The 13368-nt window shown below is 38.4% G+C and carries 11 protein-coding genes; 1 reads left to right on the top strand and 10 read right to left on the bottom strand.

All coding sequences use genetic code 11. The features are described from left to right. Positions 1-2 precede the first annotated feature (2 nt). The 5 genes from NQZ71_RS19480 to NQZ71_RS19460 all read right to left on the bottom strand — a co-directional run bounded on the left by NQZ71_RS19480 (position 3) and on the right by NQZ71_RS19460 (position 5487). Positions 3-1178, bottom strand: a complete 1176-nt coding sequence (locus tag NQZ71_RS19480; protein WP_260054923.1) for a Ger(x)C family spore germination protein — start codon at positions 1176-1178, stop codon at positions 3-5. A gap of 15 nt (positions 1179-1193) precedes the next feature. Then, entirely contained in the window at positions 1194-2654 is a 1461-nt protein-coding gene (locus tag NQZ71_RS19475; protein WP_317012140.1) for a spore germination protein, read from the bottom strand. A 210-nt stretch (positions 2655-2864) separates the two neighbouring features. Then, complete coding sequence (locus NQZ71_RS19470) at positions 2865-3773, bottom strand: DMT family transporter (protein WP_275007359.1); 909 nt, start codon at positions 3771-3773, stop codon at positions 2865-2867. A 164-nt stretch (positions 3774-3937) separates the two neighbouring features. Then, a complete protein-coding gene (locus tag NQZ71_RS19465; protein ID WP_144456826.1) occupies positions 3938-4696 on the bottom strand; it encodes a phosphotransferase family protein in 759 nt (252 codons plus the stop codon). A 194-nt stretch (positions 4697-4890) separates the two neighbouring features. Then, entirely contained in the window at positions 4891-5487 is a 597-nt protein-coding gene (locus NQZ71_RS19460) for a hypothetical protein (protein WP_317012139.1), read from the bottom strand. A 150-nt stretch (positions 5488-5637) separates the two neighbouring features. Between NQZ71_RS19460 and NQZ71_RS19455 the strand changes: the two genes are divergently transcribed. Continuing rightward, positions 5638-6003, top strand: coding sequence for a cupin domain-containing protein (locus NQZ71_RS19455; protein ID WP_317012138.1), 366 nt, complete (start codon positions 5638-5640; stop codon positions 6001-6003). Between the two features lie 168 nt (positions 6004-6171). Here the strand turns inward: NQZ71_RS19455 and NQZ71_RS19450 are convergent, their stop codons facing one another. Genes NQZ71_RS19450 through hutH form a run of 5 tightly spaced genes read right to left on the bottom strand, consistent with a single transcriptional unit; the run spans position 6172 to position 13291 of the window. Further along, positions 6172-7491 carry an amidohydrolase family protein gene (locus tag NQZ71_RS19450; RefSeq protein WP_317012137.1) on the bottom strand — a complete coding sequence of 440 codons (1320 nt, stop codon included), beginning with the start codon at positions 7489-7491 and terminating at the stop codon, positions 6172-6174. A gap of 13 nt (positions 7492-7504) precedes the next feature. Next, positions 7505-8767 carry a Zn-dependent hydrolase gene (locus NQZ71_RS19445; protein WP_317012136.1) on the bottom strand — a complete coding sequence of 421 codons (1263 nt, stop codon included), beginning with the start codon at positions 8765-8767 and terminating at the stop codon, positions 7505-7507. Then, a complete protein-coding gene (gene hutI, locus NQZ71_RS19440) occupies positions 8712-10034 on the bottom strand; it encodes an imidazolonepropionase (protein WP_317012135.1) in 1323 nt (440 codons plus the stop codon). The genes NQZ71_RS19445 and hutI overlap by 56 nt, the downstream gene beginning before the upstream one ends. Before the next feature lie 14 nt (positions 10035-10048). After that, on the bottom strand, positions 10049-11707 hold the full coding sequence (hutU, locus tag NQZ71_RS19435; protein WP_317012133.1) for a urocanate hydratase: 1659 nt from the start codon (positions 11705-11707) through the stop codon (positions 10049-10051). 60 nt (positions 11708-11767) lie between these two features. Beyond that, complete coding sequence (gene hutH / locus NQZ71_RS19430; RefSeq protein ID WP_144457012.1) at positions 11768-13291, bottom strand: histidine ammonia-lyase; 1524 nt, start codon at positions 13289-13291, stop codon at positions 11768-11770. Positions 13292-13368 lie beyond the last annotated feature (77 nt).

Genomic DNA, 13368 nt, shown 5'->3' with positions numbered 1-13368 from the left:
GGTTAGTCACTTATATTTATATCTCCGTAATTTCGTACGGTAACATTTGCTGTTATTTCGAACTTAGAAGTTGAAAAGATTTCTTTTTGCCATATCTTCTCATATTTTTTCCAGTTTGATTTATCGTCAATTCTCAATATATCGCCAAAACCGATAAAATCACAATTTAATGTTTGTGATTGAACTATTAAGTCTTTTATGCTTGCTTCTATGTCCTTTTCCATTAATTTTTCAATCTTTTTTATCCCATCTGGTTTTGTTAAATCCATGTCACAATTAAGTTCATCTAAATCTCCAACTAAGTCAACATTAATCTTGAATTGCGGCTTTCCATTATTCATCTTGCCATCGATCGACGTTTTAGAATGAATAATCGTTAAACCAAACTCCTCCTTCTGAGCAGAACAATAGGAGCTGAAATAGCTATTTTTCAAGGATCCTTTAATTAAATAATAGGATCTGCTTTGGTTATCATTTAACCAGCCTGCTTTTTTGTCTTCATTCATAACAGTCAATCCTGAAAGCTCTAAGTATGCATTTGGCGATATGGTCTCCAAGATAGCTTTTTCTCCAGCAGTTTTCTTATCCCCAATTAACATAATTGTTGGTACAATTGCTTCCTTTCCTCTTGATAGAATTTCTGCCTTAAGCTGTGTTGGGAATATTCTTTGATGCGAGCCCCAGTTCACCTCGGTGTTTTCAAGTGTTTTTACAATTTCGCTGCCTGGAATGTCCTCCATGAACGGGATAACTTTTAATGCATCCCAGGCACTAATGTCTTTTGTGATTAGTATATCTAACATGGAGCTTAATCCAGGCTCACGCAATATATAATTGAGCACTCCATTAATTCCTATTGTTTCAGCAACTGACTCTCCAATTATAATGAGCTGAACCTGAGCTGGACTTAATTGTCTTGATATTTTTCTGGATACCATTTCAATCGCCTTGCCCATACTCTTCGCCTTCGTATCATACACAACTACTGGCAGCTTGTCTGTCGGATTATTAAGTGGCTGTGGATTAATTACTTGTAAGGAAACAACATAATTATCAGATTCCCTGTCAATTCCAATTGCATAAACAAGAGCGACTTCATTTAATTCGTTACGATTAATATTACCTAGCGAAAGTATGGCAAACAGTGATAATAACGCAATAATGCCTAATGTTTTCATTTTGCTAGTCCTTTGTTATTCTCTTTTTTTGGATACAGGTTCCTCATGCTGAAATTGATGCTTATTCGTTAATTTTCGTAATGGAAAGCGATATATAGTATCCTTTTGGTCTTTTGGATTAAAGGGAAAAAGTGGAGAAAAGTAAGGCACACCAAAGGATCTTAAATGGTTAAGATGAAAAACTAACGCTAAAGTTGCTAAAATAATTCCATATAATCCTAAAAAAGCAGCTATCAAGATAAAGCCGTACCGAAGTGTCCGAACAGCTGTGGCAAGTGTCATAATTGGTGCTACGAAACTGAATATATACGACATGCTTACTACAAGTAGTGTAGCAGGCTGTACTAAACCTGCTTCTACGGCTGACTGACCAATGATTATCGTCCCAACAATGGACACCACTGAAACCAATCCCTTCGGCAATCGCAATGCACCTTCAATGATAATTTGGAAAAGAAACATAAAGAGAAGTAACTCAACGACTAAAGGTAAAGGTTTACCTTCCCTTTGAGAAGCCAGGCTCAAAATTAAATCAAAGGGCAATAGCCCTGGATGGTATGTAACAAAGGCAAGATAAAACGCTGGTAAATAAATAGCCAAGGTCAATGCAAGGATTCTGAGAAGCCTTGTTACACCACCATTAACGAAGTAATAATCGTCTGGTGATTGCAAGAACTGTAAAAAAAGTGCTGGTATGACTAACGCATACGGTGTACCCTCAACTAAAATCGCAATTTTCCCATCCGTAATTTCTCCTGTAAGCACATCAGGTCTATCTGTTGTCAAAATCAGTGGAAACGGTGTGAGAAACTGATCGCGAATATATTCTTCCACATAGTTTGCATCCAATATTTTACTGCTTTTTATTTTTGTTAACCTTTTTTTTAATTCTGCTAATAATGTTTTATCTACTGATTGTTCTAAATAGATTATGCAAATATTTGTATTCGTAAGGCTTCCAAACGTATAATTTTCTAATCGAAGTTGTTCGTTTTTAATGGCATGTCTCATAATCGCGATATTCGTCGCAAGATTTTCATTAAACCCAATTAAAGGACCTTTCGTAACACGTTGGCCTTCTGCTTCTGTCAGAGACCGTTCCTTCCATTTGGCAACATCAATAGAAAGGACATCGTTTATTCCCTCTATGATCACAATGGTTTTGCCATTGAGCACATCGTGAATAGCATCTTTATATAAATGAAGAGTTGCAATTGATTTAGCCTGAATAATTTCCTTCTGAACAGTTAGCAAAATATCTTTAATCTCTACTGCTGGAGATAGCTGCTGTAAAGGCTTAATAATAAAATTTTCAATCTCTTTCTCATCAGCAATGCCTGCAATAAAAACGATAGAACACTCTAATCTATTCTCCATCAATAGATTCAATGTAATGGATCGAACATTTAGGTCGTCTGGATTACCTAAAGAAGCTTTAATATTGTCAGCACTTATACCCTTTAGGCTTGCCCCCATCCTAATACCTCCAAACATTTATATATTTGTTAATTTTAACTAAGTGGTAGGTTTTTATGTATATTAGTTATAAAGTTCTTTAGCTTAGCTTTAAATAAAAAATGATAAATAAAAAAACCGGACTATCACGTGAATCTTTTAAAGATTTCCGTGATAGTCCGGTTTAGCTTATTCTGAATTACATAAATACTAGCCTTCAAACCTATCTATTTAACTTGCTAAAGAATTATTTGGTTTCGTCTTCAAGCTAGATTTAGAATACTTTAAATTACTTGCAGCAATTCCTCCTAAAATTATCGCCACTCCTATCCATTGCCAGCCACTTACATCTTCTTTTAGAACAAAGGCAGACATAAGTACAGCTACAGGAAGCTCAGATGCTGTAAGGATTGTGCCAAGTCCTGGGCCAATCTTTGGCATTCCAATTGAAAATAATAATGGCGGCAGTACAGCACCAAAAAAGCCAAGGATTAAGCCGAACTTTGTTACTCCTATTAATACAGGTAAATCAACTAAATATAATGGTGGAAACACAATAAACACAATGATTAATCCCCCACTAGACAGCAATGCACTTTTTAACAAAGGTGCTGTATCTTTTCCGACAGAACCACTAAGGAAAATAAAAGTAGCAAACGTCACTGCAGAAAGCATTCCCCACATAGCACCTTGTAAGGATACAGTAACTCCTGTATCTGAAAGGATTCCTGCAGCTAAAAGGGAACCTGCAAGAAGAATAACGATGGCAACAAGTTTTTCTAGTGAAGGCTTCTTTTTAAAGAATACTAGCTCTAGCAGCGAACCGATCCAAATATATTGAAAAAGAAAAATAATAGCCAATGAAGCATGAAGTGATTGCAGCGAATGATAATAGAATATTCCAGTTAAACCAAACGGAACACCTGATAACAGCAGCTTTATCGCTTGATTTCGTGAGATTTGATGTTTTTTTGTTAATGCTACAAGCAGCCAAATAATCACTGTCCCAAATAAATATTGTCCACCTGTTATCTCCTGCACCGAAAATCCATTAGCGTAAGCAAGTTTAACAAACGTTGATAAGATGCCATAACTGCAGCCACCTAAGAAAACAATTAATACATAATGCCAGTTTTTCATACTAGCCCCTCCTTTTGCATAAAAAAAGCCACACAACTGTCCTAAGACACTTGTGTGGCGAAAATAGAGCTTACTCTAGAAAAATCCACGAACAAAAAAATTTTAGTATGTTAATTCCGTTTTTCATTATAAAATCAACATTTATTGTTGTCAATACCAACTTGTTAATTATTGGCACAAAACTGGCCAACAATCTTTTCAAGACGCTTAGTTTCTTGTGGGGAAATTTTTTCATTCAGTCTGGCGCCTGCAATAATTGGCAGCCATTCTAAAATAGCCTTTTCAGATAAATTGGTCTTATCACAGTAGGAGCGAAGATATAATTCTGCTAATTCATGGGAATAGGATGAAAATAATAAATAGCTGCGACAAACGTCTGCTCTCGGATCACCAGCACTCGCATCTACCCAGTCAATTATACTTATCGTCTCATTACTTACAAGTAAATTATATGGATGGAGATCACCATGACATAGTTTAGATTTATATTGTAGGAATCTTAATCTACTTAAAAGTTTAATCTTTTGTTCTTCGCCTAAAGTACGGGCTGAATTAATTTGGCGGTTCAATTTTTCTGCCATAGATTCTATTTCATCGGAATTTATTTCAACTGTATGTATCTCGTTCTGCACATTAACGAGGATGCTTATATAATGCTCGACAGACTCGATATTGTCCTGAATAAGCTGACCAAGCGTTTCGCCGTTTATGTGTTCCATAATAATAGCCTGTGTTCCATTTATTTTGGTAACTTCAAACACCTTCGGGACATTAAGGCCGCACGAATAAGCAAACTTTTGTTTTGTAGCTTCAGACAAGGCTTCATTTGGTGGTAAATATTCTTTAAACAGCTTCACTATTTTATTATTGCACATAAATATATCAGCGGTATTACCAGTAGCAATCAGACTTCCTAATTCCACTATCTTCTCCCCCCTCAAGCAGTACCCCTTATATTAAAACGCTTACTTTACTCTTTTAATATTAATTTTTGAATAATAAATCAGCTACCAAACCTGGCAACTGATTTATCTCAGGTGATCCACCAAAGCCGTCAATTAAATAAAGTTTTTTCATTCGTTCTTCTCCCTTAAAAACAAGCACTTTTGTTTATTACTCATTCTGCTACTGCAATAACAAATTCAATGCCTGTTGGTTCCCTTTGAAATGGTTCTTTATATTCCTTGAATAGGAACTTAACCGCAGACATATCGTCTGGTAATGGCGGTGAAACTGTGTAAGTATGTGACATATGGCCATCAGAACCTCCTCCTCCTATGTCTCTGCAGTCATACTCCACCCCATTATTTTCTATCGAGAGCTCAAGAAAGGTAAATTCATGTAAAATTTTTGCATTTTCTTCTAGCGGTTCTTTATCCAAAGTTAAATTTACGATGCTAGCATTTTCATATTGCCGTACAAATGTTACGGTGAAAAATAGATTATCCCTTTCATATGATTTTAATATCGGGATATTTTTACGAAATCCTTTTGGGTCTGGATATGGCTTAAATAGGTCTTCATGCAATAAGTGATGAAATAACCCGTCTAAGAAGTCCTCATATAAATCGTATTTTGTAGACCATGTAGTTATAAGCTGAGGGGATGGAAAACTAGATTTACTCGCTATACTTTTTCGTTTGTTAATTAATCCACATATTTGTTCATCAATTTTTTCAAGACGACTATCATATTGCTCTCGTTTATCTGTCATTTTGCTTCCTCCTCCTAATAAATGATAAGTTAATTCTAGCATAATTTGGAAAGTGTCGGAACTGAACATAATAGACTTTATGTATTTAACAATAATAAGTAAAAATATGCTAATATTTACATTAATCAGTTAGCTAAGGAGGTTACTATAATGAGCTATTCTTCAATAAACTTTCAAGATAAATTTGCAAAATTTACGGATCAATGGTCACCAAAAGTCATTGCCGAAATGAATGACTATCAATTTAAATTAGTTAAGGTGCTTGGTGAGTTTGTTTGGCATAAGCATGAAGAAACAGATGAAGTGTTTATTGTAATGGAAGGCAGTTTAATCATCGAATTCAGGGATGGTCAAGTTCCATTAAAGGCAGGAGAAATGTTTGTAATTCCGAAGAATGTTGAACATAAGCCATTTGCTGCTTCGGAATACAAAATTATGCTTGTTGAACCTAAAGGTGTAGTTAATACTGGCGAGGAAAGAACCTCCCAAACAGCAGAAAATGATGTTTGGATATAACAAAAGAATCTATTAAGCTATATAATTAGTCCCATGTCGAACAAAGAAAATTCAAAACATGAAAATCGAACTATTAATTGGAAAACGTATAAATAGTTCGATTTTGATTAGGTTTACATACTTATGTCACAACTTCTATATAATAAAGTCTATTTCAGTAGTATTAATTTAGATTGTTTTCCACTTTTCCATTAAACTATCCACTCGATTGACTATATGCTGCTCTGAAATGGTCTTTATGCTGCGGTCTTCTACTATTATTTTGCCGTCTACTATTACATCTGTAATCGCATTTGGTTGGAGGGAATAAACTACATTTGCAAATAACTCTGTTTTTGGGGAAAGGGATAAATCGTTTATATCTAATGTAACGAAGTCTGCCTTCATTCCTGCTTTAATCTCGCCTGTTGACAGCTGCAGCATTTCCGCTCCTGCTTTTGTTCCCATGTTGTATACTTGTTTTGCATTAATACAAGTACCATCAAGGCGAGTTACCTTTTGCAGAAGAGAGCACATTCTCATTTCTTCGAAAATACTGATTCGATTATTGCTGCAGGCTCCATCTGAACCAAGTGAAATACGGACACCTGCCTCAAGTAAATCTGGTATTCTTGTCACTCCATCAGATAAAAACATATTACTTGATGGGCAATAAGCGAGCGCTGTTTTTCTTTGTCCTAATAATTTTATTTCACTGTCATCCAACCAAACTAGATGAATAGCAATCATACTATCATCGACAACACCAAGCGAATCGAGATAATGAACTGGACGTAAGCCAAACTTTTCAAGTGTCTCATCAACTTCAAATATTTCTTCTGCCACATGAATATGAAATGGTGTATTTAATTCCTTCGCAAGACGGTGTCCTGCCTTAATCATTTCCGGTGATGCCGCGTGAGGACTATGTGGCGCAGGATGAATAGATACCATTGCGTCTCCTTGATACTTAATTGCGAGCTGTCTTGTTCGGTCAACAGCCTCTGCTACACTTTCTTGATAACTGATTGGAGCACCTTCCCAATCATACATTGTCCTCGCGAAAACAAGGCGGATTCCAATATCCTTTGCTGCTTGAATCACCGCTTCATCTGTGGAAATTCCACCATTATGGACATAAAAAAAGTCACTGACAGTTGTTACGCCGTATTTCAGCATTTCTCCAAAAGCAAAGAGTGCTCCCGAATAAATTGCTTCCTCATCCAATAATGGTGTGTAACGGTACAATGCTTGATCTCTCCATTCTAAAAACGGACGATCCACAGCAATTCCTCTCAGTAAGCTTTGAAACGAATGATTATGAGCATTAACAGTTCCTGGCAAGATTGCTTTGTCCTTCCACTCTACCACAGCTATTCCTTTATATTTTTCGGTAAGCTGTTTCTTTGGACCAATTTCCTTTATTACTCCATCCAAGACATAAATGGCATGATTCTTTTGAAATTGGCTATTTATATAAACTAAATCAGCAGCATATATCATACTCATCCTGTACGCTCCTTTACACATCTAATTTTTCGTCTAATGAAAGAATCGAATGCAGCAGCACATTTGCCGCTTTTTCCATGTCCTCCAATCGGCTTTCTTCCTCTGGACAGTGACTTTTCCCGCCAACACTTGGAACAAATATCATGCCGCTTCTTGTTATTGCTGCCATATGTGCCGCATCATGTCCTGCCATGCTGCCAAGTACTAAATAAGGGAAATTAAGAAGCTCTGCACTGTTTTTTATTGCTTCGATTACTACTTCATCCATTTCAGCTGGCGCTTGGTCTAACAACACTTTTCTTTCTATTTGCACAGCTCGTTTCTCCTCACAATCCAAGCAATCGAGCGTAAAAGCTGTTAATATCTCCTGTATTTCAAGCGATGTTTTCCCTCTTATTTCTAATGACATTGTTACTTTATCAGGGATAATATTTGGTGCATTCGGGCTGACAGTAATCTTTCCAATCGTGCCAACCACTTCATTTGAAGGGTGTTTTAAACAGGCACGCTCTAACGACAATATAAGCTCTGATGCTGCAGTTAAGGCATCTTTCCTGTCTTCCATTAACGTAGTTCCAGCATGATTAGCCTCACCGATAACGGTTATGTGTTCACGATAGATACCTGTTATTGCCATTACAATCCCGATAGGTATGGAACTGTTGACAAGCCTTTTGCCTTGTTCAATATGCACCTCTAAATAAGCACTAAGTTCTATCGGTTTTCTTATACAGTTCGCAAATTGCTCAAGGCTGCCCCCTGCAGCTCGTAATGCATCTGTGAGCTTCGTTCCGGCTGCATCTGCTACATCTATAATTTTAGCTTTTGTCAATTTGCCGCTAACCGCCCTGCTACCAAATGTAGACAATCCAAAAGGATTAGGTTCTTCCGCACTAAATGAAACGAACTCGAGTGGATGCCTTGTCACTATGCTGTTTTCTTCCAATACTCTCAATACTTCAAGAGCCATTAATACACCAAGTGCTCCGTCATATTTCCCGCCGTTTGGGACTGTATCAATATGTGAGCCAAACACAATACTCGGAAGATCCTTAGCCCCCTTACGTTTCCCCCAAATATTTGCGGCTTCGTCAACCTTTACAACCAAATTCGAATGGCAAAGACGACTTTTCAGCCATTCTCTTGCTGCTAATTCACTTGAAGTAAAGGTGGTTCTATCAAGACCACCTTTGTCGTTTTTACCGAATTCCCCAAGCTCTTCAATGTCTGTTTTCAGTCGAGCTAAATTGATGGAAAGCTTCCCTTTTTGCAACATTTACACCACCTTTAACAACGACTTTGCCATTCTTAATCACAGTATCAACTAAATTAACAGCATAGTTGTATTGAAGGGTTTGATAATTTCGCGCATCAAACAAAATGAGATCTGCTTTTTTCCCAACTTCAATACTGCCAATTTCATGGGCCCTATTGATGGCATGTGCTGCATTAATGGTACAGGCTGCTAACACTTCCTCTGGAGTCATTTTCATTGTTAAGCACGCTAGATTCATAATAAATGGCAAGGATTCTGTCGGTGATGAGCCCGGGTTTCGATCTGTTGAAAGGGCAACAGCAACACCAGCTTCAATCATTTTCCTTGCATTAGCAGGCTCTGCCATTAAAAAGAATGCTGTTCCAGGTAAAAGTACGGCAATTACGCCTTTTTCCGCCATTTCCTGTATCCCTTCTTCTGAAGCTCTTAACAAATGGTCTGCAGAAACGGCACCTATCTCTGCTGCTAACTCAGCACCACCAAATGGGACAATTTCATCTGCATGAATCTTTGGCAATAACCCATGCTTTTTTCCTTCCTCTAATATTATCTTGGACTGTTCAACTGTAAAAACTCCCTCTTCACAAAACACATCGCAAAACTCTGCTAGCTTTTCCTTCGCAACAAGCGGAAGCATTTCCTTAATTATTAATTGGACAAAATCATCAGGATTTTCCTTGTACTCATGTGGAACAGCATGTGCTCCCATAAATGTAGAGACTAGATCAATCGGGTGAATGTCATTCAGTTTTTTGGCAACCCTTAGCTGTTTCAATTCATCCATTGTCGTCAGCCCATAGCCGCTTTTCGCCTCTATTGTTGTAACTCCATATTGCAGGAAGCGGTCCAGACGTGGAACTGTCTCGCTGATTAGTTGTTGTTCAGATGCTTGCCGTGTTTCGGCAGTAGTACTTAATATTCCGCCTCCTGCTTTTAAAATATCAATGTATTTTGCACCCTTTAAGCGCATTTCTAATTCCTTCTCACGACTTCCAGCAAAAACAATATGTGTATGTGGATCAATTAAACCTGGTGTTACTACCTTGCCTGCTGCATTAATAACCTCAACTGGTTCACTTAATCTACTAACATATTGCTCTACTACTTGATTTGCGCCGACATAGATAATTCTGTCCTTTTTTATTAACACACTGCCATTTTCTATTACACCTATATTAGACATTTCTTGGCCTATCTTTGGTTTATTACTGCTTCCGCTTACGGTAATTACTTGGGATGCATTTTTAATGTATAGATATTCAGACATGTTATCTCAACCTTTTACTTTAGATTTGGGATATTGATTCCTTTTTCCTTCGCTGCTTCTATTGCTAATTCATAGCCTGCATCAACATGACGGACAACACCCATTCCTGGATCTGTTGTGAGTACTCTTTCAAGCCTCTGCCCTGCTAATTCTGTACCATCTGCGACGACAACCATTCCAGCATGGACAGAATAGCCCATTCCAACTCCGCCGCCATGGTGAACAGATACCCAGCTTGCACCAGCAGCTGTATTAAGTAATGCATTTAAGATTGGCCAGTCTGCAACTGCATCACTGCCATCCTTCATTGCTTCCGTTTCACGATTTGGCGAAGCAACAGAACCTGCATCCAAATGGTCTCTTCCAATCACAATTGGTGCAGACAGTTCTCCGCTCGCAACCATGTCATTGATGATTTTTCCAAATTTGGCACGCTCCCCGTAACCTAACCAGCAAATACGTGCCGGGAGTCCTTGGAATTCAATTTTTTCTCTTGCCATCCTTATCCAATTACATAAATGTTCATTATAGGAAAACTCTCTTAAGATGACTTCATCTGTTTTATAAATATCCTCTGGATCACCAGATAATGCTACCCAGCGGAACGGCCCCTTCCCTTCACAAAACTGCGGGCGAATATAGGCAGGTACAAATCCTGGGAAAGCAAAGGCATTTTCAACACCTTCATCAAAAGCAACCTGCCTGATATTATTGCCATAATCAAAAACGATGGCACCTTTTTGCTGCATCTCCAGCATTGCTTGAACATGAACGGCCATGCTAGCCTTTGATTTTTTTACATATTCAGCTCCGTTTTCTTTGCGTAACTTTTCCCCATCCTCTAAAGAAAACCCAATTGGTAAATAGCCATGAAGGGGATCATGTGCAGACGTTTGATCTGTTACGATATCTGGAATAAATCTTCGTTTAATCATGTCTGGAAGCACCTCAGCAGCATTGCCGACTAACCCAATTGATAGCGGTTTTCCTGCTTTTTTCGCTTCGTCCGCTTTAGCGATTGCTTCATCCAATGTTTCTACAAGGACATCACAATAGCGTGTTTTTATCCGCTTTTCAATGCGGCTCCTGTCAACATCGATGCCAATTAATACACCGCCTGCCATTGTGACAGCTAAAGGCTGCGCTCCACCCATTCCGCCAAGCCCTGCTGTTACAGTAATTGTCCCCTTTAATGTTCCGTTAAAATGCTGGTTTGCACATTCAGCAAAGGTTTCATATGTTCCTTGAACGATGCCTTGTGTGCCAATATAAATCCAGCTTCCAGCTGTCATTTGTCCATACATCATTAAGCCCTTTTTATCAAGCTCGTGAAAGGTTTCCCAATTCGCCCACGCTGGCACAATATTAGAATTGGCTAACAAGACACGTGGTGCAGCTTCATGCGTTTTGAAGATGGCGACTGGTTTGCCTGATTGTACTAACAAGGTTTCGTTGTCCTCTAGCGATTTTAAGGATGCAACAATATTCTCGAATGCAGTCCAGTTTCGGGCAGCCTTCCCGATGCCACCGTAAACAACCAGATTTTCAGGATGCTCCGCAACTGCCGGATCTAAGTTGTTCATTAACATTCTTAATACCGCTTCTTGCTCCCATCCTTTTGTATTTAATGTAGTTCCTCGAGGGGCGCGAATTATTTTGTTTTTCCCTTCCATGCTTCTACCTCCTATATTCTTTAACATTATATTTATTGGTAAATTTAGAGAATATGAGATTTAATCATTACCTTGCGTTATTGCACCTGTATCAAAAGACCAGTTTTCCTGCTTTAGGGCTTGATCTAAATTTTCAATATCTGTAGCAAAAACACGATCACTTATGATGACAGGAACGATTGCACGAATTTTTTCATGAAGCAATTTTGACTGTGGTGCAAGTTTCTCACACCCTCTTATATCTGCTGCCTGTGCTGCGCATATTGCTTCAATCGCAACTACTTTTCTGGCATTTTGCACAATTTCATAGGCATGGCGTGCTGCTGTTGTCCCCATGCTTACATGATCCTCTTGATTTGCTGAAGACGGAATGGAATCAACACTTGATGGATGTGCCAATGTTTTGTTTTCTGAAACTAAGGAAGCAGCTACATATTGGGTAATCATAAGTCCTGATTCAAGGCCAGGATTTGTGCTTAGAAATGCTGGTAAATCATTTAACTGTGGATTAACAAGGCGCTCAATTCGTCTTTCAGATATACTGGCAATTTCTGCAACACCAATACTTAAGAAATCCATTGCAAAGGCGATTGGCTGTCCGTGGAAATTCCCGCCCGATATAACTTTACCGCTATCAGCAAAAATCAATGGATTATCTGTCGCCGAATTTATTTCTATGATTAGCTTTTCTTTCACATAATTTAATGTTTGAGAAATCGCCCCATGCACTTGAGGAATACAACGAAGCGAATAGGCATCCTGCACCCGGAGCTCCCCCTGTTTTGTTGTCAGCTTGCTGCCTGCAACATAAGATAGGATCCGTTCTGCCACTTCCTGCTGTTCTGGATATGGTCTAACTAAATGGGACTCTGGCGAGAATGCATCGATAATTCCTCTTAACCCTTCTAACGTTAAAGCAGCTACTCTATTTGCCAAATGAAACAGTTTTTGTGCTTCTATATAAGCTAAAACCCCTACAGAAGTTAACGCTTGTGTACCATTAATTAATGCAAGACCCTCCTTCGCTTTTAAACGAATCGGTTTTAAGCCAGCACGTCTTAACGCTTCCTTTGCTTCAAGCTTTTCACCTAAATAAATGGCTTCCCCTTCTCCTACTAACACTAGTGCCAAATGTGCTAATGGCGCCAAATCACCACTTGCGCCAAGAGACCCTTGGCTTGGAATAACTGGGTGAATTTCATGATTTAGGCAATCAACGAGCAATTGAAGTGTTTCTGGCCGTATCCCAGAATAGCCCTTTGCCAGTGCATTTGCTCGAAGCAGCAGCATCACTCTGCTAACATCCTCAGAAAAGGGCTTGCCGACAGCACAGGCATGGCTTCTAATTAAATTGATTTGTAAATGCTCTAAATCATCTATGGAGATTATCGTGTCACTAAACTTGCCAAAGCCTGTATTTACTCCGTAAATTACATTCTTATCCTCAATAAGGTTTTCCACAACAGCCCTGCTTTTTTTTACATTCTCCCATGCATCCTCATGAATTTTAACTGTCGCTTTTTTGTTTAATACAAGCTTGATTTCTGCAAATGTCAATGTGCTCCCATCAAGAAATACATACATGCTACCGCCTACTTCCCCTTCTTTTTTCAAATACAAAAAGGGGACTGCATAAAGAAATAAACTTCTTCATGCAGCCC

Source organism: Niallia taxi, from assembly GCF_032818155.1.
GTDB classification, from domain to species: Bacteria; Bacillota; Bacilli; order Bacillales; family Cytobacillaceae; genus Niallia; species Niallia taxi_A.
Note: the sequence above shows the minus strand (reverse complement) of the source record. Positions and strands in the feature narration are given on the sequence as shown.

Excerpts from the sequence above, each read along its gene's own strand:
- NQZ71_RS19480 (WP_260054923.1), bottom strand. The coding sequence starts at position 1,178 with ATGAAAACATTAGGCATTATTGCGTTATTATCACTGTTTGCCATACTT.
- NQZ71_RS19475 (WP_317012140.1), bottom strand. The coding sequence starts at position 2,654 with ATGGGGGCAAGCCTAAAGGGTATAAGTGCTGACAATATTAAAGCTTCT.
- NQZ71_RS19470 (WP_275007359.1), bottom strand. The coding sequence starts at position 3,773 with ATGAAAAACTGGCATTATGTATTAATTGTTTTCTTAGGTGGCTGCAGT.
- NQZ71_RS19460 (WP_317012139.1), bottom strand. The coding sequence starts at position 5,487 with ATGACAGATAAACGAGAGCAATATGATAGTCGTCTTGAAAAAATTGAT.
- NQZ71_RS19455 (WP_317012138.1), top strand. The coding sequence starts at position 5,638 with ATGAGCTATTCTTCAATAAACTTTCAAGATAAATTTGCAAAATTTACG.
- NQZ71_RS19450 (WP_317012137.1), bottom strand. The coding sequence starts at position 7,491 with ATGAGTATGATATATGCTGCTGATTTAGTTTATATAAATAGCCAATTT.
- NQZ71_RS19445 (WP_317012136.1), bottom strand. The coding sequence starts at position 8,767 with ATGTTGCAAAAAGGGAAGCTTTCCATCAATTTAGCTCGACTGAAAACA.
- hutI (WP_317012135.1), bottom strand. The coding sequence starts at position 10,034 with ATGTCTGAATATCTATACATTAAAAATGCATCCCAAGTAATTACCGTA.
- hutU (WP_317012133.1), bottom strand. The coding sequence starts at position 11,707 with ATGGAAGGGAAAAACAAAATAATTCGCGCCCCTCGAGGAACTACATTA.
- hutH (WP_144457012.1), bottom strand. The coding sequence starts at position 13,291 with ATGTATGTATTTCTTGATGGGAGCACATTGACATTTGCAGAAATCAAG.